The organism is Micromonospora andamanensis, from assembly GCF_016863495.1.
In the GTDB taxonomy this organism is placed as follows: Bacteria; Actinomycetota; Actinomycetes; order Mycobacteriales; family Micromonosporaceae; genus Micromonospora; species Micromonospora andamanensis.
Genome location: NZ_BOOZ01000008.1, coordinates 25,592 through 50,938 on the forward strand (window position 1 = coordinate 25,592; position 25,347 = coordinate 50,938).

Annotated in this window: 27 protein-coding genes; 10 read left to right on the plus strand and 17 right to left on the minus strand. The window is 70.3% G+C overall.

Annotated elements, in window-relative coordinates:
• The first annotated feature begins 124 nt into the window (after nucleotides 1-124).
• A complete protein-coding gene (xseA, locus tag Van01_RS09920; RefSeq protein WP_204004626.1) occupies nucleotides 125-1,357 on the plus strand; it encodes an exodeoxyribonuclease VII large subunit in 1,233 nt (410 codons plus the stop codon).
• 109 nt (nucleotides 1,358-1,466) lie between these two features.
• Entirely contained in the window at nucleotides 1,467-1,688 is a 222-nt protein-coding gene (locus Van01_RS09925; protein ID WP_204004629.1) for an exodeoxyribonuclease VII small subunit, read from the plus strand.
• A 118-nt stretch (nucleotides 1,689-1,806) separates the two neighbouring features.
• Here Van01_RS09925 and Van01_RS09930 read toward each other — a convergent pair whose 3' ends face one another.
• From Van01_RS09930 to Van01_RS09940, 3 genes are all read right to left on the minus strand, one after another.
• A complete protein-coding gene (locus Van01_RS09930; protein ID WP_204004632.1) occupies nucleotides 1,807-2,637 on the minus strand; it encodes a hypothetical protein in 831 nt (276 codons plus the stop codon).
• 181 nt (nucleotides 2,638-2,818) lie between these two features.
• Nucleotides 2,819-3,622, minus strand: a complete 804-nt coding sequence (locus Van01_RS09935) for a hypothetical protein (protein ID WP_239098970.1) — start codon at nucleotides 3,620-3,622, stop codon at nucleotides 2,819-2,821.
• 161 nt (nucleotides 3,623-3,783) lie between these two features.
• A complete protein-coding gene (locus Van01_RS09940) occupies nucleotides 3,784-4,359 on the minus strand; it encodes a DUF4245 domain-containing protein (RefSeq protein WP_204004635.1) in 576 nt (191 codons plus the stop codon).
• Between the two features lie 144 nt (nucleotides 4,360-4,503).
• On the opposite strand from Van01_RS09940, the gene glpX reads away from it, so the two are divergent.
• The gene (glpX, locus tag Van01_RS09945) at nucleotides 4,504-5,535 is read left to right on the plus strand and encodes a class II fructose-bisphosphatase (protein ID WP_204004648.1); all 1,032 of its coding nucleotides are present in this window, start codon (nucleotides 4,504-4,506) and stop codon (nucleotides 5,533-5,535) included.
• Nucleotides 5,532-6,560: a DMT family transporter gene (locus tag Van01_RS09950; protein WP_373306230.1), complete on the plus strand. Its 1,029-nt coding sequence runs from the start codon at nucleotides 5,532-5,534 to the stop codon at nucleotides 6,558-6,560. Before glpX ends, Van01_RS09950 begins: the two co-directional genes overlap by 4 nt.
• Here Van01_RS09950 and Van01_RS09955 read toward each other — a convergent pair.
• From Van01_RS09955 to Van01_RS09975, 5 genes are all read right to left on the minus strand, one after another.
• Nucleotides 6,490-7,143 (minus strand): rhomboid family intramembrane serine protease, encoded by a 654-nt coding sequence (locus Van01_RS09955; protein WP_099847551.1) that lies wholly within the window; start codon nucleotides 7,141-7,143, stop codon nucleotides 6,490-6,492. The two genes, Van01_RS09950 and Van01_RS09955, sit on opposite strands and share 71 nt — an antisense overlap.
• A gap of 101 nt (nucleotides 7,144-7,244) precedes the next feature.
• On the minus strand, nucleotides 7,245-7,919 hold the full coding sequence (locus Van01_RS09960; protein WP_204004651.1) for an aggregation-promoting factor C-terminal-like domain-containing protein: 675 nt from the start codon (nucleotides 7,917-7,919) through the stop codon (nucleotides 7,245-7,247).
• Between the two features lie 286 nt (nucleotides 7,920-8,205).
• The gene (gene phoH2 / locus Van01_RS09965) at nucleotides 8,206-9,621 is read right to left on the minus strand and encodes an RNA 5'-3' helicase PhoH2 (RefSeq protein ID WP_204004654.1); all 1,416 of its coding nucleotides are present in this window, start codon (nucleotides 9,619-9,621) and stop codon (nucleotides 8,206-8,208) included.
• A gap of 457 nt (nucleotides 9,622-10,078) precedes the next feature.
• Nucleotides 10,079-10,507 (minus strand): hypothetical protein, encoded by a 429-nt coding sequence (locus Van01_RS09970; protein ID WP_204004658.1) that lies wholly within the window; start codon nucleotides 10,505-10,507, stop codon nucleotides 10,079-10,081.
• Between the two features lie 28 nt (nucleotides 10,508-10,535).
• Complete coding sequence (locus tag Van01_RS09975; protein WP_093406661.1) at nucleotides 10,536-10,880, minus strand: hypothetical protein; 345 nt, start codon at nucleotides 10,878-10,880, stop codon at nucleotides 10,536-10,538.
• Between the two features lie 264 nt (nucleotides 10,881-11,144).
• Between Van01_RS09975 and Van01_RS09980 the strand changes: the two genes are divergently transcribed.
• From Van01_RS09980 to otsB, 3 genes are all read left to right on the plus strand, one after another.
• Nucleotides 11,145-11,585, plus strand: a complete 441-nt coding sequence (locus Van01_RS09980; RefSeq protein WP_204004661.1) for a helix-turn-helix domain-containing protein — start codon at nucleotides 11,145-11,147, stop codon at nucleotides 11,583-11,585.
• A 159-nt stretch (nucleotides 11,586-11,744) separates the two neighbouring features.
• Entirely contained in the window at nucleotides 11,745-12,098 is a 354-nt protein-coding gene (locus tag Van01_RS09985; RefSeq protein WP_099847556.1) for a hypothetical protein, read from the plus strand.
• A gap of 69 nt (nucleotides 12,099-12,167) precedes the next feature.
• Nucleotides 12,168-12,992, plus strand: coding sequence for a trehalose-phosphatase (gene otsB, locus Van01_RS09990; RefSeq protein WP_204004673.1), 825 nt, complete (start codon nucleotides 12,168-12,170; stop codon nucleotides 12,990-12,992).
• 27 nt (nucleotides 12,993-13,019) lie between these two features.
• Here otsB and Van01_RS09995 read toward each other — a convergent pair whose 3' ends face one another.
• The 4 genes from Van01_RS09995 to Van01_RS10010 form a co-directional block, all read right to left on the minus strand.
• The gene (locus Van01_RS09995) at nucleotides 13,020-13,790 is read right to left on the minus strand and encodes an isoprenyl transferase (protein WP_099847558.1); all 771 of its coding nucleotides are present in this window, start codon (nucleotides 13,788-13,790) and stop codon (nucleotides 13,020-13,022) included.
• 31 nt (nucleotides 13,791-13,821) lie between these two features.
• The gene (locus Van01_RS10000) at nucleotides 13,822-14,964 is read right to left on the minus strand and encodes an NAD(P)/FAD-dependent oxidoreductase (protein ID WP_204004674.1); all 1,143 of its coding nucleotides are present in this window, start codon (nucleotides 14,962-14,964) and stop codon (nucleotides 13,822-13,824) included.
• A 309-nt stretch (nucleotides 14,965-15,273) separates the two neighbouring features.
• Complete coding sequence (locus Van01_RS10005; protein WP_204004676.1) at nucleotides 15,274-16,128, minus strand: hypothetical protein; 855 nt, start codon at nucleotides 16,126-16,128, stop codon at nucleotides 15,274-15,276.
• Between the two features lie 31 nt (nucleotides 16,129-16,159).
• Complete coding sequence (locus Van01_RS10010; protein WP_204004679.1) at nucleotides 16,160-18,010, minus strand: phosphoenolpyruvate carboxykinase (GTP); 1,851 nt, start codon at nucleotides 18,008-18,010, stop codon at nucleotides 16,160-16,162.
• Between the two features lie 427 nt (nucleotides 18,011-18,437).
• On the opposite strand from Van01_RS10010, the gene Van01_RS10015 reads away from it, so the two are divergent.
• Nucleotides 18,438-18,965 (plus strand): GtrA family protein, encoded by a 528-nt coding sequence (locus Van01_RS10015; protein WP_204004682.1) that lies wholly within the window; start codon nucleotides 18,438-18,440, stop codon nucleotides 18,963-18,965.
• Between the two features lie 63 nt (nucleotides 18,966-19,028).
• Nucleotides 19,029-19,745: a GtrA family protein gene (locus Van01_RS10020; protein ID WP_204004684.1), complete on the plus strand. Its 717-nt coding sequence runs from the start codon at nucleotides 19,029-19,031 to the stop codon at nucleotides 19,743-19,745.
• A 25-nt stretch (nucleotides 19,746-19,770) separates the two neighbouring features.
• On the opposite strand, the gene Van01_RS10025 is transcribed toward Van01_RS10020, so the two are convergent.
• Both Van01_RS10025 and Van01_RS10030 read right to left on the minus strand, forming a co-directional pair.
• Nucleotides 19,771-20,328, minus strand: a complete 558-nt coding sequence (locus Van01_RS10025) for a PH domain-containing protein (protein ID WP_204004687.1) — start codon at nucleotides 20,326-20,328, stop codon at nucleotides 19,771-19,773.
• Between the two features lie 226 nt (nucleotides 20,329-20,554).
• Nucleotides 20,555-21,430, minus strand: coding sequence for a biotin--[acetyl-CoA-carboxylase] ligase (locus Van01_RS10030; protein WP_204005053.1), 876 nt, complete (start codon nucleotides 21,428-21,430; stop codon nucleotides 20,555-20,557).
• A gap of 75 nt (nucleotides 21,431-21,505) precedes the next feature.
• Here Van01_RS10030 and Van01_RS10035 point away from each other — a divergent pair, with 75 nt between their 5' ends.
• Complete coding sequence (locus Van01_RS10035) at nucleotides 21,506-23,089, plus strand: acyl-CoA carboxylase subunit beta (protein ID WP_204004690.1); 1,584 nt, start codon at nucleotides 21,506-21,508, stop codon at nucleotides 23,087-23,089.
• 49 nt (nucleotides 23,090-23,138) lie between these two features.
• Here the strand turns inward: Van01_RS10035 and Van01_RS10040 are convergent, their stop codons facing one another.
• From Van01_RS10040 to Van01_RS10050, 3 genes are all read right to left on the minus strand, one after another.
• Nucleotides 23,139-24,023, minus strand: coding sequence for a hypothetical protein (locus tag Van01_RS10040; protein ID WP_204004695.1), 885 nt, complete (start codon nucleotides 24,021-24,023; stop codon nucleotides 23,139-23,141).
• Nucleotides 24,013-24,516: a SigE family RNA polymerase sigma factor gene (locus Van01_RS10045; RefSeq protein WP_204004697.1), complete on the minus strand. Its 504-nt coding sequence runs from the start codon at nucleotides 24,514-24,516 to the stop codon at nucleotides 24,013-24,015. The genes Van01_RS10040 and Van01_RS10045 overlap by 11 nt, the downstream gene beginning before the upstream one ends.
• Before the next feature lie 70 nt (nucleotides 24,517-24,586).
• Entirely contained in the window at nucleotides 24,587-25,327 is a 741-nt protein-coding gene (locus Van01_RS10050; RefSeq protein ID WP_204004700.1) for a M50 family metallopeptidase, read from the minus strand.
• Between the last annotated feature and the right edge of the window lie 20 nt (nucleotides 25,328-25,347).

Consider the following 25,347-nt stretch of genomic DNA (forward strand, 5'->3'; position numbering starts at 1 on the left):
CCAGCAGCGCGTGAGCCGCCCCCCACAGCCCGTCGATCATGAAGTTGTCACCCGCGACACGCCGTGCCGGCAACAACAACCTCATGATCAACGCGGTCGGGGCGGCGGGCCGTAGGGTGGTCGGGTGAGTGCGGGTGAGAATGGTGGTGCGGGCGGGAAGAGCAGCTCGGATGAGCCGTGGCCGGTGCGGGTGGTCAGCCAGAAGATCGGCGCCTGGGTGGCCCGGCTCGGCTGGGTGTGGGTCGACGGGCAGGTGGCGCAGATCAGCCGTCGTCCCGGCGCCAGCACCGTGTTCCTGACGCTGCGTGACCCGTCCGCCGACCTGAGTCTCACCGTCACCACGAACCGTGACGTACTCGACTCCGGCGCGCCGGAGCTGCGCGAGGGCGCCCGGGTGGTGCTGCACGCCAAGCCCGAGTTCTACGCCGCCCGGGGCACGCTCAGCCTGCGGGCGGACGAGATCCGCCAGGTCGGCCTCGGTGAACTGCTCGCCCGGCTGGAGAAACTCAAGAAGCTGCTGGCCGCCGAGGGACTGTTCGACCGGGCACGCAAGCGCCGTCCACCGTTCCTGCCGCAGCGCATCGGGCTGATCACCGGTCGGGCCAGCGCAGCCGAACGGGACGTGCTGACGAACGCCCGCCGCCGCTGGCCTGCTGTGGAGTTCCGGACGGTGAACGTGGCAGTCCAGGGCCCGAGCGCCGTCCCCCAGATCGTGGACGCGCTCAAGGTGCTGGACGCGGACCCGAGCATCGACGTGATCATCCTGGCCCGGGGCGGGGGCGGCATCGAGGATCTGCTCCCCTTCTCCGACGAGGCACTGTGCCGGGCCGTCTTCGCCTGTCGTACCCCCGTGGTCAGTGCGATAGGCCACGAGACGGACGCACCGCTCGTCGACTACGTGGCCGACGTCCGGGCGTCGACCCCCACTGACGCGGCCAAGCGGGTGGTGCCCGACCTGGCCGAGGAGGTACGCCTCATCAAGCAGGCCCGGTTCCGGCTGCATCGGGCCGTGCACAACCTCGTCGATCGCGAGTCCCACCGGATCGACGCGCTACGGTCCCGGCCGGTGCTGGCCCGCCCGCAGGTGATGGTCGAGCAACGCACCGCCGAACTGGCCGCGCTGCGCCAGCGCGCCGGCCGCTGTCTGGACCACCGCCTCGCCGCCGCCGGCGACGACCTCCGGCACACCCTGGCCCGGCTGCGCGCGCTCTCCCCGGCCGCCACCCTCGACCGCGGCTACGCCATCGTGCAACGCGCCGACGGCCACGTCGTACGCGCGGCCACCGAGGTGGCTCCCGGCGACCCGCTGCGGGTACGCCTCGCCGACGGCGAACTGGCCGCCACTGTCGGCACGTGACCGGCCGGCCTGGTGATCCCGCATCGAGTGGCGCATGCCCCTGCCGTCCGGCGCCTGAACGGCGGTGCGGTCATCCGGGGTGTCGGGCGGTTGTGCTGAGATGGGTGCGATGACTGACGAGAAGACCAGCGGGTCGGACGAGCGACTCAGCTACGAGCAGGCCCGTGCCGAACTCGCCTCGGTGGTGGAGCGGCTGGAGGCCGGCGGCACGTCGCTGGAGGAGTCGCTGGCGCTGTGGGAGCGCGGCGAGGCCCTGGCTGTCATCTGCCAGCGCTGGCTCGACGGTGCCCGTGCCCGGATCGACGCCGTCCGACCCGACCCGGCCAGCTGACGCAGGGCGCCTGCACGACGCGGCGGGAGCCGGTTGGCTCCCGCCGCGATGCGTACGTTAATGATCAGCGAGGTGGGTCGGCGTCCGCCGGTCGGTCGCGCGTCGCCGCTCTCCGCGCTCAGTCGAGGAGGTTGTACAGCTCCGGCGGCGCCTCGACGACCTGGTCGGCCGACGGCTTGGTCGCCTCGGTCGCGTTGCCGTAGTCGGAGTACGTCACCTTGATCTCCTGACCGGCAGCCTGGCCAGCCTCGGGCAGCTTGATGACAAGCTCGGTGAGTCGCCCCTGAGCGTCGGTGGTCGCGGTGAACGGTACGGAGTTTGCCTCCGCGCCGAGCGCTGTGACAAGCGTCGGGTCGAGCGACCCGGCGTCGGCTGCCTTGGACAGGTCGAGGGTACCGGCGTACGCGCCGTCGCCGGTGCGTTGGACGTCGGTGACAGCCTGGGTCAACGCCTCGCTGCCCGCCGGGTCGACCTTCTCGAAGTCGAAGCCGAGGCTGCGGTTGCCCTTGATCCGGTTCTGGTCGAGGTGCTGGTACTTGCCGAGGTTGAGTCGGTCCGCCCCGGGCACGCTCGTCGCCGCCTGTCCCTTGAGGTCAAGTTTCACCCAGCTGTCCGGCTTCGCGTGGATGAGGTCGAGGCCGATCGCCAGGTCGTCGGTCGACTCGCCGAGGCGTACCCGGATCTCGGCGCTCTGGCTCGGCTGGTGCACCTGCCCCTCCGCCACCGAGCCGGCACCGGACATGCTGAACCTGAAGTTGCCGTTGCGGATCTCCCGGGTCGAGTCCAGCAACGCCTGCTTCGCGTCGGTGTCGGCCTCGGGTGCGGCACCGGACGCGGTGGCGGACGGTGTGGCGGTCGGCCCGGCGTCACCGGTGGCGGTGCAGGCGGCGACTCCGGGCGTGAAGAGGGCGACGGCCACGAGGCCGGCGCTCAGTCGTCGAACGGTCATCGGTGTCTCCCAGCAGGGTCATCCGGTGCGTTCTCGCGCCGGAGGCTCCTCTCTTCTGTTCCCTGCGGGCCGCCCACGCAATCACCCGAAACCGGCGACATCCCTCGGATCCGGCCGGGACCGTACGCCGGAACGCGAACGGGGGTGGGCTGAGCCCACCCCCGCAGCGCTACCGTTCGACCTACTTGAACATCTCGTAGGTCTGCTCGCTCGCCTCGATGACCTGGTCCGCCGGCGGCTTCTGCACAGCCGTCGCCGAACCGTAGTCGGCGTAGGTGACCTTGATGTCCTGTGCCTTGGTCTCACCCGCCGCCGGGAGGGACATGACCAGCTCGCTCAGCCAGCCCTCGGCGTCCAGCTTCGCGGTGAACGGGATCGCCTTCGCCTTGTCGCCCAGTTCCTTGAGCATGTCCTCGTCGGCGGCGACCGAGTCCTTCACACTGGTCAGGTCGAAGGTGCCGCTGTAGGTGCCCTCGCCGGTCTTCTGCACCTCGGCGAGGCCCTCGAACATGCCGGCGGCGTCGGCCGGGTCGGTGCCGTCCTTGAAGATGTCGAGGTTCTTGGCGTCCTTGGCCTTGGCGGCGTCGAGGTGCTGGTACTTGTCCTTGATCGCCTCCATCCCCGGGATGCCGGCGAAAAGTTCGCCCAGGTCGACCTTCACCCAGGTGTCCGGCTGGATCTGGATGAGGTCGAAGTCCATGGTGAAGTCCTCGCCACCCATGGTCATCGACATCTGGGCGCTGTTGCTGGGCTTGTGGAACGTGCCCTTGCCCGTCATCGAGTCAGCCGCGATGGTGAACGTGAAGTTGCCCTCGGCCAGCCCCTTGGTGGAGGCGACGAGCGCCGCCTTCGGGTCGGCCGGGATGACCGACTCGGGCGAGGAGGCCGTGGACGGCGAGTCGCCGCCAGAGTTGTTGCAGGCGGCGAGGCCGGGAACGAGCAGCGTGGCGGCGATGAGGCCGACGCTCCACCGTCGAATGTTCACAGATCGTCTCTCTTCAAGCAGGAAAGCCCGACCGACCGGGGCCGGCCAGGCATCGAACCCGGGGAGCGTAGCGGATCGTGCCGACATGCAGGGGGCACCCGCACGCGCCGCCGGTCTAGCTCACGCTGATGTCGCGGGATGCCCGGCCGCGTCGAGGACTGTCAATCCACGGCGGTGGCGAGGGCCCGTAGTTCATTGTCCCGGGCGTCGCCGACGACGATCACCGTGCGCTCCGGCTGGAGCAGCACCAGCGCCTGCTCGTTGCCCCGGGCCGTGTAGCGCTGCCAGGTGCCGGAGCCGAGATCGGTCTGCCCCTGGGGCCGCCCCTCCTCGGTCAGCTCGGCCGGCAGCAGCCGCTCCGGCGGGACGTTGCTCTGCACCAGTTGCAGGCCGCGCCCTTCCGGGGTGACATATCCCACCCGCAGAATCGCCCCGTCCTCGGCAGTCCGGTAGGTCGCGCGGATCGCCCGCCAGCCGTCGCCCAGCTCGGCCGGTTCGCTCACCGGGAAGACCCCTGCCGACTTCGCCTGTTCGAAGGCCGGTGCCGGATCAACTGTGTTCGGCTGGTCCCCGCCGAGGAAGCCCCGGTAGAAGGCGAGGAGCAGGGCGATCGGGATCAGCAGCACCAGCAGCGAGATGGCCATGTCCCGCGGCGACCGTTCGGACTTCGCGGCGGCTGCGGGCGGTGGCACGGGCTCATCGGCGGGTGCGCGGTCGGCAGGCTGTGCAGGTTCCACCCCGCCATTCTCGCAGCCGCCCGACCGGCGGTATCCGTGCCATCACCGCCCCGACCCGGCCCTGCGTCCGCCATCGTGTGAGGATCAGCAACGAAGCCGGCAGCGCCGGCCCGCCCCGCACCGCCGCGAGGAGGAGCCGTTTTCATGACCACCGCCAGGACGCGAACCCCACAGAACCTCGACCGTAACCTCGCCCTTGATCTTGTCCGGGTCACCGAAGCGGCAGCGATGGCCGCCGGCCGGTGGGTCGGCCGGGGCGACAAGGAGGGCGGCGACGGGGCCGCCGTGGACGCGATGCGTAAGTTGATCAACTCGATCCCGATGAAGGGGGTCGTGGTGATCGGCGAGGGCGAGAAGGACAACGCCCCGATGCTCTTCAACGGTGAGGAGGTCGGTGACGGAGACGGTCCCGAGGTGGACGTCGCGGTCGACCCGATCGACGGCACCACGCTGATGAGCAAGGGGATGCCGAACGCCCTCGCGGTGCTGGCGGTGGCCGAACGGGGCGCGATGTTCGACCCCAGCGCGGTCTTCTACATGGAGAAGCTCGCCGTCGGTCCGGCCTACGCGGACGTGGTCGACATCGAGGCCGGCACCGTCGAGAATCTGCGCCGCATCGCGAAGACCAAGGGCACGAGCGTCTCCGAGGTCACCGTCTGCGTGCTCGACAGGTCCCGACACGACGGCCTGGTCGACGAGATCCGCCGCGCCGGGGCTGGCATCCGCTTCATCTCCGACGGCGACATCGCCGGTGCGATCGCCGCAGCGCGCGGCGAGTCGGACGTCGACGTGCTGATGGGCATCGGCGGTACCCCGGAGGGCATCACCGCCGCCTGCGCCCTGAAGTGCATGGGCGGGATGATGCAGGCCAAGCTCTGGCCGCAGGACGACGCCGAGCGCGAGAAGGCGATCGCCGCCGGCCATGACCTCGACCGGGTACTCACCACCGACGACCTGGTCACCGGCGACAACTGCTTCTTCGTGGCCACCGGCGTCACCTCCGGTGACCTGCTGCGCGGCGTGCGGTACCGGGCCGGCGGGGCGTACACCCAGTCGATAGTGATGCGCTCCAAGAGCGGCACGATCCGGGTGATCGACTCGTACCACCGGTTGGAGAAGCTGGCGCTCTACTCGGCCGTGGACTTCGACGGTCGGCCGCTGGACGAACAGGCTTGAGTGCCCCGACGGCGACCCGGCCGACGGTGTCGCCGGGTCGCCGGTTCGGCGCGGTGGCGCTGGCCGCCGTGGCCGGGGTCGCCGTGGCGACGCAGTCGCGGATCAACGGCGAGCTGGGCGTACGCCTCGGCGACGGGGTTGCTGCCGCCGTCATCTCGTTCGGGTCGGGCCTGCTGCTGTTGCTGATCCTGGTACCGGCCACCGGTGCCGGGCGGCGCGGCCTGGCGACGCTGCGTACCGCCTTCCGCCGGGGGACGCTTCGCCCCTGGCAGTGTCTCGGCGGTGCCTGCGGCGCGTTCCTGGTGTTCACCCAGGGCGCCACCGTCGGCACCCTGGGAGTCGCGGTGTTCACGGTGGCGATCGTGGCCGGGCAGTCCGCCAGCAGCCTGCTCGTCGACCGGGCGGGGGTCGGCCCGGGTGGCCGGCGGCCGGTGACCGGTGCCCGGCTGGCGGGTGCGGTGCTGACGGTGATCGCGGTACTGCTGGCGGTGAGCGACAGGTTCGCCGAGCCGGCGACCCTCGGTCTGGCCGTGCTGCCGCTGCTCGCCGGGGTGGCGGTGGCCTGGCAGCAGGCGGTGAACGGCTGGGTCCGGGTGGTCACCGAGAGCACGCTCACCGCCACCCTCGTCAACTTCGCGGTCGGTACGGCGGTGCTGCTCGTCGCGTTCGTCGTCAGCCTCGTGCTGCGGGGGTTGCCGCCCGGCGGGCTGCCCACCGACCTCTGGCTCTACCTGGGCGGGCCGATCGGTGTCACGTTCATCGCGGTGGCCGCCGCGGTGGTCCGCCTCACCGGCGTGCTGCTGCTCGGCCTGGCCACCGTCGCCGGGCAGGTGGTGGGTGCGGTCCTGCTGGACATGCTGCTGCCCTCGGCGGCCTCACATCCGGACGCGACGACAATGCTCGGTGCCGTCCTGACCCTGGTCGCGGTGGCGGTCGCCGCGCTCGGCGGACGCGTCAGGGCATGGTCATCGGCGACTCGGAACGGTACGGCCCGTCGAGGTCGGACCGGCGTCGGCGGAAGATGATCGCGGCCACGATACCGCCGAGCAGCCCGAACAGGTGCCCCTGCCAGGAGATCCGTTCGTCGGTCGGCAGCACGCCCACCAACTGGCCGCCGTAGAGGAGCCCGACCAGCAGGAAGACGGCGAAGTTCCACCAGCTCCGCTCGAAGATGCCCCGGGTGAGCAGGATGCCGAGGTAGCCGAAGATGACCCCGCTGGCGCCCACGACGATCGTGGCCGGCGAGCCGGTGAACCACACACCGAGCCCGCTGACCAGGACGATCACCAGGGTGGACCAGAGAAAGCGCCGGGCACCCGCCGCCAGCACGAAGGTGCCGAGCAGGATCAGCGGGATGCTGTTGCTGTAGAGGTGGTCGAAGCCGTGGTGCAGGAACGGCGAGAAGAAGACACCGTCCAGCCCGTCGATACGCTGCGGGATGATCCCGGCGGCGGAGTCGAAGCCGGCGCCGAGCCAGACGTCGAGGCCCTCGATCAGGAAGAGCACCGGCACCACCGCGCACATGGCGACGAACGCCCGGCCGATGGACGCATAGAAGGCCACGGTGCCGAACCGGTGCGGGTCGCCACTTCCGGGGAGCAGGGTCACCCGTCAACAGCTATCAGTAAACGCCGACAGCCGCCACTTTTCCGGTACGAGACACACGGCGGCGGGGTGCGGTCGTTCGCACCCCGCCGCCGTGACTCAGCTCAGTAGTAGCCCTTGGCCTGCGAGTGGTTCCACGCTGCACAGGGCGTGCTGTAGCGGCCCTTGATGTAGCCGAGCCCCCACTTGATCTGGGTGACCGGGTTGGTCTGCCAGTCGTCACCGACCGAGGACATCTTGTTCCCGGGGTACGCCTGCGGGATGCCGTACGCCCCGGAGGAGGGGTTACGGGCCTTGTGGTTCCAGCCACTCTCCTTGTTCCAGAGCCGGTCCAGGCACGGGAACTGGTCGATCTTGAAGCCCGCGTCGATCATGAGGGCGCAGCCGACCTTCCGGTTGCCGCTGTACTCCTCGCAGGACTCCGGGATCGGGCCGTCGTACGGCTTCGCGGCCCGGGCCGCGGCCTCCTTGGCGGCCTTCTCCGCAGCCTTCTTGCGAGCCGCCTCCTCGGCCTTGCGGGCCTTCTCGGCGGCGGCCTTGGCCTGCTTCCGGACCTCGGTGGCCTGCTGCCGGGCGGTACGGACCTGGCGGGAGACCGCCTCTTCCTGCCGGTATTCGACGTTGACGTCGAGTTCGCTGACGCTGCCGGCCACCTGCGCGCCGGGGCCTGAGCGCTGCGACTGGCGGTCCTCGCTCAGATAGAAGCCGCCGGCCACGCCCACCGAGAGCAGCGCGACGGCTGCGGTGCGGGCGGCGAACCGGCTCCACGGCCGACTCACGAAGTGATCCCTTCGTCGGGTTCAGGGACGTGGCGTGCCGCGACCGTACTGCGTCGTGGCGCGCCACGGGCGCCCGCGGCCGGCGTGCCGGCCACCGTTGACGCACCGCGTCGCCTGCCGGCGTCGTCCGCTCCCCTGCTGGAGTGACGAACGACGACCAACGATGCGTCCGGTGCGTGGGCGCCCGTGGGACACCATCGCGCACAGTGAGGCTGATGGGAAACCACGGACCTCAATTGTGACGTGGGTCACGCCAAATATCAACGCGATTCGCCCAAAACGGCTGTCAGGTCGGGACGTCCTCCAGTAGGTCGGTCACCATCGCGGCGATCGGTGAACGCTCCGAACGGCTGAGCGTGACGTGCGCGAAGAGCTGATGACCCTTCAGCGCCTCGATCACCGCGGTGACACCGTCGTGCCGCCCGACCCGCAGATTGTCCCGCTGCGCGACGTCGTGGGTCAGCACCACCCGGGAGCCCTGGCCGATCCGGGAGAGCACGGTCAGCAGTACGCCACGTTCCAGCGACTGCGCCTCGTCGACGATGACGAAGGCGTCATGCAGACTGCGGCCCCGGATGTGGGTGAGCGGGAGAACCTCCAGCAGACCGCGCGAGGTGACCTCCTCCAGCACGTTCTCGTGCACCACCGCACCGAGGGTGTCGAAGACCGCCTGGGCCCAGGGCGACATCTTCTCCGACTCCGAACCCGGCAGGTAACCCAGCTCCTGCCCGCCGACGGCGTACAGGGGGCGGAAGACGATCACCTTCTTGTGCCGGCGACGTTCCATCACCGCCTCCAACCCCGCGCACAACGCCAGGGCGGACTTGCCGGTGCCGGCCCGGCCACCGAGCGAGACGATGCCTATCGACTCGTCGAGCAGCAGGTCGAGCGCGATCCGCTGTTCGGCCGAGCGGCCGTGCACGCCGAACGCCTCCCGGTCACCACGGACCAGCCGTACGGTCTTGTCCGGCAGCACCCGGCCGAGCGCCGAGCCCCGGGACGAGTGCAGCACCAGGCCGGTGTGGCAGGGCAGACCCGCTGCCGAGTCCACGTCGACGACCTCTCCCGCGTAGAGCCGGGCGATGTCCTCCTCGGCCAGCTCCAACTCGGCCATCCCGGTCCAGGTCGGGTCGCTGGCCTGGCCGTGCCGGTACTCGTCCGCGCGCAACCCCACGGAGGCGGCCTTGACCCGCAACGGCATGTCCTTGCTGACAAGCGTCACCTCCCGTCCTTCGGCGGCGAGGTTCAGCGCGACGGAGAGGATCCGCGCGTCGTTGGACTCGTTGCGGAAGCCTGGCGGGAGCACCCCGTCATCGGTGTGGTTCAACTCCACCCGCAAGGTGCCACCGACATCGTTGGCCGGCACCGGCCGGTCCAACCGACCATGGCGCACCCGCAGCTCGTCCAGCATGCGCAGCGACTGTCGGGCGAACCAGCCCAGCTCCGGGTGCTGCCGCTTGCCCTCCAGCTCGGAGATCACCACCAGCGGAAGCACCACCTCGTGCTCGGCGAAGCGGTGGAACGCCGCCGGGTCGCTGAGCAGTACGGAGGTGTCCAGAACGAAGGACTGGCCCGCTGGTCGGGGCTCCCTGGGGTCGGCCGAACCGGCGGCCGCCGTACGGCGGCTCCGGGTGCTGCGGCGGGTCGTGGTAGTCGCGGCCGGGCCCTGGTCGGCACCGGCGGTCGTACGGCGAGTCGTCACAGGCCTGCTCCGGCGGATGGGCACCCGGCCACCCGCGGTCCGCCTCCTCCGGATGCCCGGCTGACACGGGGTCGGATGCGGGCCCCGTGCGCGAGGTCGCAGGCCGGGCGGGCCGGCTGGCTCGGGACAACCCCGCGCCATGCCTAGACGCTAGCTCCCCGCACCCGTCCCGGCTAGGTCACGTTTCAAAGATCGTGCCCGGCCGCCCCCGGACCCGGCCTGCGGCGGTGCCGCTGCGGGCCCGCGCCGGCACTGCCGGACGGCGCGGCCGGCACCGCCGGACGGCCCGGCGGCACCGCCGGACGGCGAGGCCGGGAACGAACCGGCCGGGATGCATGCCCCCTGCGCGCATCCCGGCCGGTGGGACCACCGCCACCGGTCTGACGTGGCCCCGGCGGCGCCACCCGGAAGGGCGTACGCGCCGCGCCTGTGGACGGGCCTGGGCCCGTCGACCGGTTCAGCCGGTCCGTCGTACGAGGGTGCCGGTCGGGTGCCGCCCGGTGACCGAGGCGGCCGGCTCCGCGAAGGACGAACCGGTGTACGTGGTGCCCGGCCGGGCTGCCCCGGCCTTCTCGATCTCGCCCTGCGGCCCGTCGGACCGTAGGGCTGACGGCGCCGGGCTCGCGCCGCGTGTCGGGAGCGGGTTCACGGTGGCGGTGACCCGGGCCGGGGGCGACGAGGGTGCCGCGACGGCGAGAGCGGAGGCGATGGCCGCCTGCGCGTCCCGGCGACGCCGGTTCCACGCGCCACGGTCCCCGTCGAAGTAGCCCTGCCGGTAGCCGAAGCGGTAACCGATCCGGTAACTGAGCTGCCCGTGCAGCCGCCCCGCGGCGTAGCTCGTCGCCGCGAGCACGAGCACCAGGAAGATCGCCAGGAACGGACTCATCCGGCGGCTCCGGTTCCCCGCGCGGACGTCATCGTTCCTCCGGTTCGACGGTGGTGGGGTCGGCCACCAGCAGCCGGTCGAGGTCGTCGGTGCCGATCTCCTCGACCAGCTCGACGCTGATCCGGCAGCCGTCCATGACCACCTCAGCCATTGACGAACGGCGGATCTCGCCACCGGCGTCGTAGACCCGGACGCTCAGTTCCGGGCAGCCGAGGTGGGTCCGCCAGGCGTTCCACTCGGCTCGGTCACCGACACTCAGCGACAGGTAGCGGCAGCCGCGGGCGAGGTACAGGCGCCACGGCGCGCTCAGCCCGGCGGCGACCCCCTCGGCCACCAGGCTGAACGCCTGAGCACGGGTTGCGAGTTCGGTCACCGCGTCCCCCTCGCACCGGGCGCGTGACGCAGGTGAGCACTGGTCGTCTCATGCACGTGACACACCGTAGGTTGTCCCATGAACGTGACAGTATCAGCTTTTCGTTCGTTTGCCTCCGCACCTACGTACATCTATCCTGCCCAGGTGGCACCCCTCAGGAAGAGCGCCGGACCCCCCTCCGGCCACATAGCAACGACGTCACGCAAGCGTGACAGACGCGTGGCAGGCGCTGTCACCCAGGCTCAACGGTCGTACGGTCACGAGGTGACCGAGACGGCCAACGCGCGGAAGATCGCCTTCGCCACCTTCGTCCGGCGCGCCCTCGACGAGGCCCGCGCGACCCGGGCGTGGAGCGGCACCGAGGTCTCCCGGCGCACCGGCGTCTCCCGACAGACCATCAACCGGTGGGTACGCGGCGACTGGGCCAGCGACCCGGAAGCGGAACGGGTGGTGGCCTTCTGCGAGGGCCTCGGGCTCGACCCGACCGTGGCCTTCGCGGCGCTGGGCTGGGACCGGACGACCTCCCGCCGAACCTCGCCGTCACCACCGCCGATGGACCCCGACGTCGAGGCGCTGCTCCGCCGGCTGGTCGACCCCGACGTCTCGGACGCGGAGAAGTTCCACATCCGGGAAACCATTCGTTATCTCGCATATCGCCCGACGCTGCCGCTCGGTGTCCGAAAACGAGGAGACGCCGCCAGCTAGTTCCTCAGATGGCGAAAGAACGGCAGGTCAGCCTGATTCGTTTCGCTACGGGGCGGGATCGGGCGCGCTAGCGTCCGTATTCGTACTGCTTGGGCTCGTCGTCGGCGGGGGACGGGACAAGGCCGAACCCAGCCCTGCGGGACAGAAAGGGGTCTTTCCATGACCCTGAAATGGTTGGCTGTCGTGGTCGCGACGGTCTCGGTGACGCTGTGCGTCACCGGCAACGCGGTGACCCTGACCCTGAACGGCGGGCAGCTTCCGCTGCTCGTCAACCTCTTCGCGCTCGCCACCGCGGGCACCGCGATCGTCCTGGCCGTCGTCGCCGAACTGCACGACCGGCTCAACGATCGGCTCACCGCGCTCACCGAGTTCCTGGTGGAGCGGCTGCGGGAAATCGAGGCACACACCGGCGACCGGAACTCCGGCTTCGTGGAGGGCTACCTGCTGAGCCACGGCCAGGAAGCGGCGGTGGTGCCGTTCGGACGCCGGGGACGTGGAGCCGCCGAACGCTGAATCACACCTGTCGCCCACACCGGATTCACGTCAGGATTGACCGGCCGAACCCGGGGTACGCTGTCGCGCGTGCCGCCGTTGAATCTGGGCAACCAGCAGCCGAAGATCCCGCTGAACGCCGACCATGCCTGGCGGGCGACCGCCGACCGGGCGGCCGAGACCGTCCTCTTCTTCGACTTCGACGGCACCCTCGCGCCGGTCGCCGACGATCCGACACAGGTACAGCCCGCGCCGAAGGTGCTGGCCGCCATCGAGGCACTCGCCCCGGTCGTGCGGCGCATCGCTATCGTCTCGGCCCGACCTGTGGAGTTCCTGCGCGAACACTTCGACGGGCTCACCGGTGTCGACCTGTACGGCCTCTACGGCCTGGAGCACAGCCATTCCGGCGGTGACACGGTCACCGAGCCGGCCGCCCTGCCGTGGGTGCCCACAATGTCCGAACTCGCCGAACTGGCCCGCACCGAACTGCCACCCGGCACCCTTGTGGAATTCAAGCGGCTGTCGGTCGCCCTGCACTGGCGTACCGCGCCGCGACTTGCCGACACCGTCGAGCAGTGGGGCCGCGATCAGGCCGAGCGTCTCGGCCTACGGGTACAGGTCGGACGAATGGTCCTGGAGATCAAGCCACCGGTCGACCGGGACAAGGGCATGGTGATCGACGAGTTGGTGCAGGGGGTACGCGCGGCCTGGTACTTCGGCGACGACGTCTCCGACATCAAGGCCTTCGCCGCACTGCGGGCCCGCGCTGCCGCCGACCCGGACTTCCTCGGTGTCTGCGTCGCCGTCGCCAACCCGGAGACCGGCGACGAGGTCGCCGAGGCCGCCGACCTCACCATCGACTCCCCGGCCGACCTGGGTGACTTCCTCACCGAGGCCACCCACCACCTCAGCTGAGCAACCGGCCCCCGTCCGGCGCCGCTCTCAGACCCCGTAGCGGCGCTGGCGGGTGGCGTATGAGCGCAACGCGCGGAGAAAGTCGACGCGCCGGAAATCGGGCCAGTTCAACTCGCAGAAGTAGAACTCCGAGTGCGCCGACTGCCAGAGCATGAAGCCGGAGAGGCGCTGCTCCCCGCTGGTCCGGATGATCAGATCCGGATCCGGCAGGCCACGGGTGTAGAGGTGCTCGGAGATGTCGTCGACGTCGAGCGACCCGGCCAGTTCCTCAAGCGTGCCGCCGTTCGCCGCGCGCTCCAGCAGCAACGAGCGCACCGCGTCGGCGATCTCCCGCCGGCCGCCGTACCCGACAGCGATGTTGACCTGAGCGCTGCCGGTGCGTTCCCTGGTCCGCTCCTCGGCGGCCTTGAGCGCCGTGGCGAGACGGGTCGGCAGCACGTCGAGCGCGCCCACCATCCGCAGCCGCCAGGGATTGGCATCCGCGGCCAGCTCGGTGGTGAGATCCTCGATGATCTGGAGCAGCGGGTCCAGCTCCGCCGCCGGGCGGGAAAGGTTGTCGGTGGAGAGCAGCCACAGAGTCACGTGACCCACACCCGCGGCGTCACACCAGCGCAGCAGTTCCTTGATCCGCTCGGCACCCATCCGGTGCCCGTCGTTCGGATCGACGAAGCCCATCTCCCGGGCCCATCTACGGTTGCCGTCACACATCACACCCACGTGGCGGGGCACCGGACGGCCCGCGAGCTTGGCCGTCAGCCGCCGCTCGTAGACGGAGTAGAGAAGTTTCCGCAGAGTCATCACCTAGCAGGGTAGCGAGCCGCCGTACCGATCAGTGTGCCGGTGGCCGATGCGGCGCCGACAGGCCGAGGGCGATCAGGCCGAGCGTCCGGCCGTCCAGCAGACCATCGCCCAGTCCCAGCTCGGTCACCCTGGCGAAGACCCGTCCGTCCCGATCGGCCGCCCGTACCGTCGCGTCCACCACCCGCCGCCGCCGGGCCAGCCAGGCCGCCGCCGAGCTGTGCCGCAGGTGGGTGCCGAGCCGGCGACGCAGCTCGCCCGCGTACCGCCGCGCGGCGTGCTCCGGAGCACCTACCGCGGCCCGCCCGGCCAGCGCCCCGGATCGCAACGCGTAGAAGATTCCCTCACCGGTCAGCGGGTTGATCAGCGAAAGTGCGTCGCCGGCGAGCACCACCCGGCCCCGTCCCGGCGTCGGCCGGAAGGTGGACAGCGGCAGGTGATGGGCGCGCAGCGAGCTGACCGCCGCCGGATCCGTGCCCGGCAGCAGCGCCGCCAGCCGGTCGAGCAGGTGCGCGCGGGTCAGCGACTCGCCCCGCAGCACCTCCCCGTACCCGACGTTCGCCCGACCGTCACCGATCGGGAACGACCAGGCGTACGCCGGCCAGCGGGTGGCCGAGGTGACAATGAGCTGGGCCGGCGGTCCGGGCGGCGCGGGCGCGTACCCCCGGATGGCCAGCGCCAGATGGCGGTCCGGGTTGTTCGGCTCGCCCAACGCTCGGCGCACGACGGATCCGGCGCCGTCGGCACCCACCACCACCCCGGCGGAGATCTCCCCGTCCAGCACGACCCGGTCGGCGCGCACCTCCACCCGACGCACCGCCCGCCGGCCCAACGGCACACCGTCCCCGACCGCCGCCGCCACCAGGCGCGCGTCGAACACCTGCCGTGGCACCGTGTACGCCGGTCTGGGCAACGCCCGCGCCACCGCACCACCGTCCGGTGCCACCAGCCGCAACGCCGGCACCGGCGAGAAGCCGGCAACCGCGTCGCGCACACCAAGTTCGGCGAGTACGTCCAACGCGTGCGCGGCGATACCGTCACCGCAGGCCTTGTCCCGGGGAAACTCGGCGCGGTCCAACAGCAACACCTCGGCACCCGCCCGGCGGGCCGCCAGAGCGGCGGCCACCCCCGCCGGCCCCGCCCCGACCACCACCACGTCGAACTCGTCGCGCACAGCCTCTCCCCTCTGCTCCGCCGTCCCCGCCGCCGGCCGTCCTCGCCGTCCCCGCCGTCCCCCTGCTCCGCCTCGACTGCGCGGCACTCTCTGCTCTGCCGCCTTGCTCTGCTTCACCCCACGCACTGCGATCGTCCCGGATCCAGCGCGCCCGTTGAAGCAGAGCAAGGGGTCCGGCCCTCAATCGTCGACCAGCCCAGGCCAAGATCCGGACAACTTCCCTGTTGTTGCTGCCTCCAGCTCGGCTGAGGCAGCAACTTCCCCGAAGTTGTCCGGATCTTGGGGCGCAGGATGGGCGCAGGATGGGGGTCAGGGTGGGGTGGGGGTGGTTTGGGCGGCGCGGCGGACACCGTAGACGGTGAGGACGGCGGCGACGACAAGCGGCGCACCGTCGCGTATCAGGCCGTCGACGCCGAGCAGCCACCAGCACAACGGCAGGTCCACGGCGAGTACGGCGACAGTGACGACGATGAGCAGGGTGCCCGCCCAGCGGCTACCGCGCAGGAGGAACGCCGTGCAGAGCAGCACCAGGTAGCTTGTCGCGATGCCGGCACCCAGCCAGAGCAGCACGGCGGGTACGGCGAGCAACTGTCCGTCCAGGATCGCGGCGGTGGCGACAAGCGCCGGCACCAGCATCAGCGGGCTGTAGGTGAACGCCGCGACCCGGCTGGTCAACAGCCAGGCGCTCGCCTCCGGCCGGCGCGGCGGCGTTTCCCGCCAGGAGATGCCGGAACGGTCGATGACCAGCCGGGAGCGGTGCCGCACCAGGTGCCCGGCGAGCGCGGACGACCTGTACAACAGCCAGACCACTGTCGCGCAGAGCGCGGTGAGCAGGGCGAAGCCGAGCAGGCCGGGCAACGGTGGTACGCCCTGGCGGGGCACGATCAGCCGACCGACAGCGAAGACCGTGGTGACGGCGAGGATCAGACCGAACGGACGGGCCACTGTCCGGCCGCGACGGACATGCCCGATGAGCAGCAGGAAGCCGAACGAGCGCAGCATCGCCCACCCGGTACGCACAGCGAGCCCGAACCCCTGCTCCGGCGCGTACCACCAGTTGAGCACCTCGACCACGACGGTGGCCGCGGCCGTCACCGCCAACAGCGCGGTAAGCGTCCGGACGGCGAACGGCCGCCGGACCTCGGTCTCGGCGGCCGTCCTCATGGGATCCGATGATGCCCGGATCCGTCGTCGATCACACCCCTCGCTGCGGCTGCTCCGCGTCGAGTCGGGCCCGCAGGGCGTCCAGCTCGGCCCAGAGGACACCTGGCAGCTTGTCGCCGAACTTCTCGAACCACTCGGTGACCAGCGGCAACTCGTTGCGCCACTCGTCCGGGTCCACCTTCAGCGCGATGCGGACGTCCTCCGGCGTCATGTCCAGACCCTCGACGTCAAGCGAGTCCAGGGTCGGCACCATGCCGATCGGGGTCTCGACGGCATCGGCCCGGCCCTCGATCCGCTCGATGATCCACTTGAGCACCCGGGAGTTCTCCCCGAAGCCCGGCCAGAGAAAACCGCCCTCCGGGTCCTTACGGAACCAGTTGACGTAGTAGACCTTGGGCAGCTTCGACTCGTCGCCGTCGGCGCCCTTGCCCATCTCGATCCAGTGCCTGAAGTAGTCGCCACCGTGGTAACCGATGAAGGGCAGCATCGCCATCGGGTCGCGGCGGACCACACCCACCGCACCGGAGGCGGCGGCGGTGGTCTCCGAGGAGAGCGTGGCACCCATGTAGACGCCGTGCACCCAGTCCCGGGCCTCGGTCACCAGCGGTACGGTGTCGCGACGCCGGCCACCGAACAGGATCGCGTCGATCGGCACGCCGTCGGGGTTGTAGTAGTCCTCCGCCAGGATCGGGCACTGGGTGATCGGGGTGCAGAACCGGCTGTTCGCGTGCGAGGAGAGGTTGTCGCTCTCCGGCGTCCAGTCGTTGCCCTTCCAGTCGATCAGGTGGGCCGGCGGTTCACCCATGCCCTCCCACCAGATGTCGCCGTCGTCGGTGAGGGCGACGTTCGTGAAGATGGAGTTGCCCCGATCCAACGTCCGCATGGCGTTGGCGTTGGTCTTCCAGTCGGTGCCCGGGGCGACGCCGAACAGGCCGTACTCCGGGTTGATCGCGTAGAGCCGTCCGTCCGGGCCGAACCGCATCCAGGCGATGTCGTCACCGATCGTCTCGACCTTCCAACCCGGGATGGTCGGCTCCAGCATGGCCAGATTGGTCTTGCCGCAGGCCGACGGGAAGGCCCCGGCGATGTGGTAGACCTGCCCCTCTGGCGAGGTGATCTTCAGGATCAGCATGTGCTCGGCGAGCCAGCCCTCGTCGCGCCCCATCACGCTGGCGATACGCAGCGAGTAGCACTTCTTGCCGAGCAGCGAGTTGCCGCCGTACCCGGAGCCGAAGGACCAGATCTCCCGGGTCTCCGGGAAGTGGGAGATGTACTTGGTTTCGTTGCACGGCCAGGCCACGTCCTGCTGACCGGGGGCCAGCGGGGCGCCGATCGAGTGCAGGGCGTGCACGAAGTCGGCGTCGTCGCCCATCGCCTGCAGGACCGAGGCGCCCATCCGGGTCATGATCCGCATCGAGGCGACCACGTACGGGCTGTCGGTGATCTCGACGCCGAACATCGGGCTCTCGGCCTCGAGCGGGCCCATGCAGAACGGGATGACGTACATCGTGCGCCCGCGCATCGAGCCGCGGTACAGATCCGTCATGGTCCGCTTCATCTCGGCCGGCGCCATCCAGTTGTTCGTGGGCCCGGCGTCCGCTTCGTCCACGGAACAGATGAAGGTGCGCTCCTCGACCCGGGCGACGTCTGTCGGGTCGGTACGCGCGTAGAAGGAGTTGGGCTTCTTCTCGGGGTTCAGCCGGACGAGTGTCCCGGCTTCGACCAGCTCGTCGGTGAGGCGACGCCATTCCTGGTCGGACCCGTCCACCCAGACGACCTGGTCAGGGGTGGTCAGTTCAGCGACCTCACGGACCCAGGCGAGCAGTTTCGGGTGGGACGTAGGGGCCTGATCGATACCCCGAACGGTGGCCGGAGCAACCATGACACATCTCCTTGTGGTCGACGCTGACCGGTCTATGGAGTGCACGAGTCTCGGCGGCGCGATGCGCGTCGCCTTCGTGGAAACCTGGGATTGGCCTCAGCGTAAACCGAGGGACCTCTCCAGTCAGTGGGACTGGTTGTGAAGAACTGCACAAGGTGCGGTCACCCTGCGGCATCACGAGCCTTTACCCGCTTTCATGCGCAGTTTCACGCAAATCCTTCGGCGGACCTCCTGCTGACGACACCCGACCCGAGCCGGCGACGGCGTTTTTCGACAGGGCGTACCGAAGCGGAAAGAACACCCGATCGCACGGATCCGGTTACGCTCCGTTCGTGCCCGTCCGTGCCGCCGCACCGGTGCACCCCGGTGCCCGTTGCTACCCGCTCCCGGGGCGGCCAACCGGTACGCTCGCACGGTGGCCGCCACAATGACCGGGGAGCCAGGCTCCCGGCAGACCCGCCCGGGTCTGGTTCACTCCCTGATCGACCGCTTCGGTCACCTCATCCGGGAAATGAGCAAGTTCGCGACCGTCGGTGGGGTGGCCTTCCTCGTCGACTTCGTCCTGTTCAACTACCTGATCGGCCCGCAGGGCGTCGAGCAGATCACCGCGAAGACCATCGCCACGGTCATCGCCGCGACCTTCGCCTTCCTGGGCAACCGGTTCTGGACCTGGCGGCACCGCAAGCGCTCCCACCCGGCCCGCGAGTACGCACTGTTCTTCTTCTTCAACGCGGTAGGGCTGGGCATCGCGGTGGCCTGTCTCGCCATCAGCCACTACGGGCTCGGCAGCATCTGGCCGGCCGTCTTCCAGACCCGACTGGCCGACAACGTGGCCAGCTTCGTCGTGGGCACCGGGTTCGGCACGCTGTTCCGATTCTGGTCGTACCGACGGTTCGTCTTCGTCGAAGCGGGAACGCCACCCGTCGCGGAAGCGAACCAGGACCGCCGGGCGTGACCTGCCGCCCACTCGTTCGGTCGGAGCCAGCCGACCCCGACCCACTGCCTTAAGGTGTTGCGCATGCCTCTCGTCCGTCTGCTACCTGAGCGCTGGCAGAAGTTCATCCACGAGGCACTCAAATTCGGCCTGGTCGGTGGCATCAACACGGTCATCAATTACGCCGTGTTCAACGCACTCGCACTCACGGTTTTCGTCGATGGTCAACTGAAGGCGACAGTCGTCGCCACCATCGTCGCCACGATCACGTCGTATCTGATGAATCGACACTGGACGTACCGTGATCGTCCGAAATCTGCGATGCAGCGGGAATACGCCCTGTTTTTCCTTTTCAACGGTGCTGGGCTGCTCATCGAACTCGGCGTGCTCGCCGCCGCCAAGTACGGACTGGGCGTGACCGGGCTGCTCGCCCTGAACGTCGCGAAGACCGGTGGCGTCGTGCTGGCCACCCTCTTCCGCTTCTGGTCGTACCGGACCTTCGTCTTCCAGCCCGCCGCGCCTGCCGAGGCCACGCAGCGCTGGCACGGCCTGCCCCGCGACGAGTGGGACACGATGGCCGGGATGGATCCGGTGGCCGAGTTGGCCGAGTCCGTGACGGAGCTCGAGGAGGAGCAACCACCCGCCACCCGGCCCGGCGTGACCCCCCGGCCGCTACCGCCGAGGGCCGCCCCGTTGCCCGACGAGGGCGACCTGACGGCAGCGTTGGACGCCGAGCTGGAGGCCGAGCTGGAGGCCCAGTTGCAGCCTGCCCGGGCCCCCCGCCGTCTGCGCCGCCGCTGACCTGTCGCCCGCAGCGATGCCGGACCTAAGCCCCGGCGCTCTTGTCGCGCTCGCCGAGGATCTCGCGTAGTTCACCGTCACCGAGTGAGTGCCGGTCGTGGAACGCCTCCACGAGTTCGTAGAGCTTCGTCTGCACCCGGTCGACCTTGGGCACGTCGTGCAGGACCGACTGCCCGCGCTCGCCAGCCGATTCGATGGTGAGCGTGCCGTAGCCCAGCACCCGCCCGACGAACTGCTGACTCATCGAGTGGTCGTTGACCCGGCTCAACGGGATGTCCCGACGCTCCCGGGCGAACACGCCGTGCTGGAGCAGGACCCGCTCGTTGGTGAAGAGATAGTGGGTGGTGCGCCAGGAGACGTACGGCCACACCGCGAGGATCATCACGGCCAGCAGGGCCAACCCGCCGATCACCGCAAGTGTCACGGAACCGCTCCCGCCCGAGGGCAGGAACAGCACGCCGGCCACCACCGCGGCGATGGCGAGCACCAGCACCGCCACCGGCCGGATCAGCGCCTTCCAGTGCGGGTGCAAGTGCAACACGACGTGCTCATCCTCGGTGAGCACGTCTTCGGGGAACGCCACGGAAACCTCCTCGCAGGAACGGACGCGCAGACCGTAACCCCCCACCGCCACCGCCCCACATCCGCCACGCGGCTCGATACCCCACCCGCCCCCGCCCCCGCCCGCCCGCGCCCGCCGCGCAGCAGCCCCGCGATCTTGCACTTACGGTCGCCGAAGTAGCCCTTCTGCACCTGTTTGACCCGACCAAAAGTGCAAGATCGCGGGGGCGAGAGGGGGCGGGCGGGGGTTAGCGGAGGTGGCGGATGTCGGCGGCGGCCAGGGGGTGCTGGGCGGTGGGGGTGGTGAGGAGGAGTTGGCCGTGGGGGTCGACGGTGGTGGCGGTGCCGGTGAGGGTGGTGCCGTCGGGGAGCAGGGCGCTGACCTCGCGGCCGATGGTGCCGCACGCCGCCAGGTACGCCTCGCGCAGCCCGCTTGCCGTCGCGTCCCCGCCGGCGTCCCGCCACCTGGCGTACCAGTCGGCGACCGAGCGGAGCAGGGCCCGCAGCAGCGGATCACGGTCGGTGGCCGTCGCGCCGGCCAGTTGCAGCGAGGTGGCCGGCAGCCCGGTCGGCAACTCGGGTAGCTCGTTGGCGCGCAGCGTCACGTTCAGCCCGATGCCGAGGACCACCGCGGGCGGGTCGTTCAGGCCCGGTCCGGGCACCCCCTCGGCGAGGATCCCGGCGCACTTGGCGCCCCCGATGAGCAGATCGTTCGGCCACTTCAGGGTGGCGTCCAGCTCGGCCAGCAGGGTCACCGCCTCGACCAGCGCCACGCCGGCCAGCAACGGCAGCCAGCCGTACCCCGCAGGTGGTGCCGGCGACCAGCCGCGTGCCGGCACGGCCTCGCCGGGCCGCAGCAGCACGCTCGTGGCGATGCCGGCGCGCGGCGGCGACTGCCAGACCCGCCCGCGCCGTCCCCGGCCGGCGGTCTGCTGTTCGGCCACCACGACGAGGCCCTCCGGCTCGCCGCTCCGCGCCGCCTCGGCGACGTCGGCGTTCGTGGACCCGGTCTCCGTCCGCAGTTCCAACCGGGACCACGGACCGTACGGCTCGACAAGCGCCCGACGCAGCCGGGCCGCCGACAGCGGCGGGCGATCCAGATCGGTGTACGGAGAACCCGGCACCCCACCAGCGTACGGGTAGGCCGGTGAGGCGAAGTGCACAGCGGCGGCGACCTGAACCATCGTTATATTCCCAGGGTGACTACCGAGACCGGGACCAACATCCACAGCACCGCGGGCAAGCTGGCGGACCTGGCACGACGGGTCGACGAGGCGGTGCACGCCGGGTCGGCCCGCGCCGTGGAGAAGCAGCACGCGCGCGGCAAGAAGACGGCCCGCGAGCGCATCGAGATGCTGCTCGACGAGGGGTCGTTCGTCGAGCTGGACGAGTTCGCCAGGCACCGGTCCACGAACTTCGGGCTGGACCGGACCCGCCCGTACGGCGACGGTGTAGTCACCGGCTACGGCACCGTCGACGGCCGGCAGGTCTGCGTCTTCGCCCAGGACTTCACGGTCTTCGGCGGTTCTCTCGGCGAGGTCTTCGGCGAGAAGATCGTGAAGGTGATGGACCTGGCCATGAAGATCGGCTGCCCGGTCGTCGGCATCAACGACTCCGGCGGCGCCCGGATCCAGGAGGGCGTGGCCTCACTCGGCCTGTACGGCGAGATCTTCTTCCGCAACGTCCGGGCCAGCGGTGTCATCCCGCAGATCTCGCTCATCATGGGCCCGTGCGCGGGCGGCGCGGTCTACTCCCCCGCGGTAACCGACTTCACGGTGATGGTCGACCAGACCTCGCACATGTTCATCACCGGCCCGGACGTCATCAAGACCGTCACCGGCGAGGACGTCGGCATGGAGGAACTGGGCGGTGCCCGCACCCACAACAGCCGTAGCGGCAACGCGCACTACCTCGCCACCGACGAGACCGACGCGATCGACTACGTCAAGGCGCTCCTGTCCCACCTGCCGTCGAACAACCTGGACGAGCCGCCGGTCTTCGACGCGCCGGCCGACCTGGAGATCAGCGACTCCGACCGGGAACTGGACACGCTGATCCCCGACTCGGCCAACCAGCCGTACGACATGCACCGGGTGCTGGAGCACGTGCTCGACGACGGGGAGTTCCTGCAGGTCCAGCCGCTCTACGCGCAGAACATGGTGGTCGGTTTCGGCCGGGTCGAGGGCCGCCCGGTAGGGGTGGTGGCCAACCAGCCGATGCACTTCGCCGGCACCCTGGACATCGCGGCCAGCGAGAAGGCGGCCCGCTTCGTACGCACCTGCGACGCCTTCAACATCCCGGTACTCACTTTCGTGGACGTGCCCGGGTTCCTGCCCGGCACCGGCCAGGAGTGGGACGGCATCATCCGCCGGGGCGCCAAGCTCATCTACGCGTACGCCGAGGCCACCGTCCCGAAGGTCACAGTCATCACCCGCAAGGCGTACGGCGGGGCGTACGACGTGATGGGTTCCAAGCACCTGGGGGCCGATCTCAACTTCGCCTGGCCGACCGCCCAGATCGCGGTGATGGGTGCGCAGGGCGCGGTGAACATCCTCTACCGGCAGGAACTGGCCGCCGCCGAGGACCCGGCCGCGGTCCGCGCCGAGCGGATCGCCGAGTACGAGGACACCCTGGCCAACCCGTACGTGGCCGCAGAGCGTGGTTACGTCGACGCGGTGATCCCGCCGCACGAGACCCGTACCCAGATCGTCCGGGCGCTGCGGGTGCTGCGGACCAAGCGGGAGACCCTCCCGCCGAAGAAGCACGGCAACATCCCGCTGTAGCCGCCACTGACCGGCCCCTCCCGCGCGTCAGCCCGTCGGCAGGGGCCGGTCAGCACTGTGGGTTGGCCGCCACGCACATTCGCCCGGCGGCGATTGTCGCCAGCCGTCTCAGCTCCGACTCGCTCGCGCCGGACTCGACCCCGACGACCGTGACCAGGTCACCGACCCGCACCACGGCGATGACGTTCGGCGGCATCGGCGCGGCGAGCACCTCACCGTTGGCGTCGCCTCGACGCGTCTCACCGACCGTGTGGCGGATCAGTACCGACTCGTCTCCGGCGAACTGCCTGTCGACCACCGCCCAGCTCTGCATCGCGTGGAAGTCGGCCCACTCCGTCATGTCGTCGATCGAGCCGACCTCGATGCTCTCCCAGGCCAGACAGGTGCTCACCTGCCGATCGATACCGGCGAAGAGGGTCCGGACCGACTCCGGAGTGATGCGGTAGACGTCCTGCGTGAGCACGATCGATATGCCGCGTCCCAACGCCATGCCGTCCTCGACCCGGATGTCCGCCGGACGATGCATGAACTGTGAACGGGAGTAACGGGACGTTTCCCAGTCGGGAGACGTGCCCTTCGCCTCCAGGCACCTCGCCAACTCAGGATCGATCACGATCGGCTCGGCCAGGCCCGCCCTGACAGTCGGGGCCTCGACCTCCATCGGCAGATCCTCGGGCTGCAACAGCGCCTCGAACGGAATCTCCGCCCGCGTGATCGCACCACCCTCCCCCGGCATCGTCGTCTGCCGAGACGGCAGTGCGACGACTGTCACCAGCGGAATGGACAGCACGACAGCGCCGACGGCGACGGCCGCCGCCCGGAACCGGCTGCGTCGCCGCGCCACGGCGCGCACCTCGGCGGTGTCAAGCCAACGGACGGTCCGCAGATCCTGCTGCACCCGTTCCACCAGGCTGATGTCGTCGTCAGACCGCATCGGTAGCCTCCTCCACATCGGACACGGCCAGCAGTCCGGCCAACGCGGCACGTCCCCGAGCGAGTCGGGCCTTGACGGTGCCGACGGGCGCGTCGGTCTCCCGGGCGACATCGGCGACGGGCATACCCACCAGGTAGTACAGCGCAATCGCGACGCGTTGTTCCTCGGGGAGCCGGCGCAGGGCGGCGACCACCTCGACGGTGTCGGTGGTGGGTCCTGGCACGCTGTCGACAGCGCCGTGCCGCAGGTAGGCCCGGGCCCGGCTGCGCAGGCTGCGCCAGCGGCTCACCGCGATCCGGGCGGCCACCACCCGTACCCATGCCTCCGGGTCGTCGTAGCCGCCCACCGTGGACCACCGCTGCCAGGCCCGGATGAACGCCTCCTGTACGGCGTCCTGAGCCTCGGTGAGGTCACCGGTCAGCACGTAGACGTAACCGAGCAACCGTTGCCGGCTGCCCTGGTAGAACTCGTCGAACCCCTCGACGTCCGCCACCCGCACCTCCCCGTACCTGACAGAGCACACGCACCGGGGGGTGGGGCTGGTTGCCGACCGGCAGCCGAAATCAGGTGAGGCCGGCCTCGGCGAGCAGCGGTCCGGCCAGCATCAGGCCGCCGGTCACCAGCACAGCCAGGTTGACCAGGCCGAAGAGGACCACCCAGAAGAACGCCGGCAGCGGGGTGATGCCGGCCAACTGATCGGCGTCGGAGGCCGGCATCCCGCGCCGCGCGCGCAGCCGCTGCAACTCCACCACCGGGCGTACGCCGCCGAGCAGCAGGAACCACACTCCGGTCCAGGCGAAGGCGGCCTGGACCTGCGGGCTGGCGTACCAGGAGACGGCGAGTACCGCGCCACCTGTCACCACGAGCGTCAACGCGCCGTAGAGGTTGCGGACCATGACCAGCATGGCCAGCAGCAGGATCACCGCGATCCACAGCAGCAGGGTGATCCGGTTACCGGCGAGCAGCCACGCTCCGCCCAGCCCCACCAGGGGCGGGGCCAGGTACCCGGCGAGCAGGGTCAGCACCATGCCCGGGCCGGTGGGACGACCGGCGGACAGCGTCAGGCCGGAGGTGTCCGAGTGCAGCCGGATGCCGTGCAGCTTGCGCCCGGTGAGTACGGCGACAAGCGCGTGACCGCCCTCGTGGGCGATGGTGATCGCGTTGCGGGCGACCCGCCACGGCAGCCGGGTGACGACGACGAGCAGCGCGACGAGACCGGTGAGCACCACGAGCAGCGGGGGCGGGTCGGGCTGCGCACCGAACAGGCGGTCCCAGAACGCGGTCATGCCCTCGATCGACACCATGAGGCGGCAGCCTACCGCTC

Coding starts and splice junctions, on each gene's coding strand:
- Van01_RS09925 (WP_204004629.1), top strand. CDS start 1,467: ATGACTGACGAGAAGACCAGCGGGTCGGACGAGCGACTCAGCTACGAG.
- Van01_RS09930 (WP_204004632.1), bottom strand. CDS start 2,637: ATGACCGTTCGACGACTGAGCGCCGGCCTCGTGGCCGTCGCCCTCTTC.
- glpX (WP_204004648.1), top strand. CDS start 4,504: ATGACCACCGCCAGGACGCGAACCCCACAGAACCTCGACCGTAACCTC.
- Van01_RS09970 (WP_204004658.1), bottom strand. CDS start 10,507: ATGAGTCCGTTCCTGGCGATCTTCCTGGTGCTCGTGCTCGCGGCGACG.
- Van01_RS09985 (WP_099847556.1), top strand. CDS start 11,745: ATGACCCTGAAATGGTTGGCTGTCGTGGTCGCGACGGTCTCGGTGACG.
- Van01_RS09995 (WP_099847558.1), bottom strand. CDS start 13,790: ATGACTCTGCGGAAACTTCTCTACTCCGTCTACGAGCGGCGGCTGACG.
- Van01_RS10005 (WP_204004676.1), bottom strand. CDS start 16,128: ATGAGGACGGCCGCCGAGACCGAGGTCCGGCGGCCGTTCGCCGTCCGG.
- Van01_RS10010 (WP_204004679.1), bottom strand. CDS start 18,010: ATGGTTGCTCCGGCCACCGTTCGGGGTATCGATCAGGCCCCTACGTCC.
- Van01_RS10015 (WP_204004682.1), top strand. CDS start 18,438: ATGACCGGGGAGCCAGGCTCCCGGCAGACCCGCCCGGGTCTGGTTCAC.
- Van01_RS10020 (WP_204004684.1), top strand. CDS start 19,029: ATGCCTCTCGTCCGTCTGCTACCTGAGCGCTGGCAGAAGTTCATCCAC.
- Van01_RS10040 (WP_204004695.1), bottom strand. CDS start 24,023: ATGCGGTCTGACGACGACATCAGCCTGGTGGAACGGGTGCAGCAGGAT.
- Van01_RS10050 (WP_204004700.1), bottom strand. CDS start 25,327: ATGGTGTCGATCGAGGGCATGACCGCGTTCTGGGACCGCCTGTTCGGT.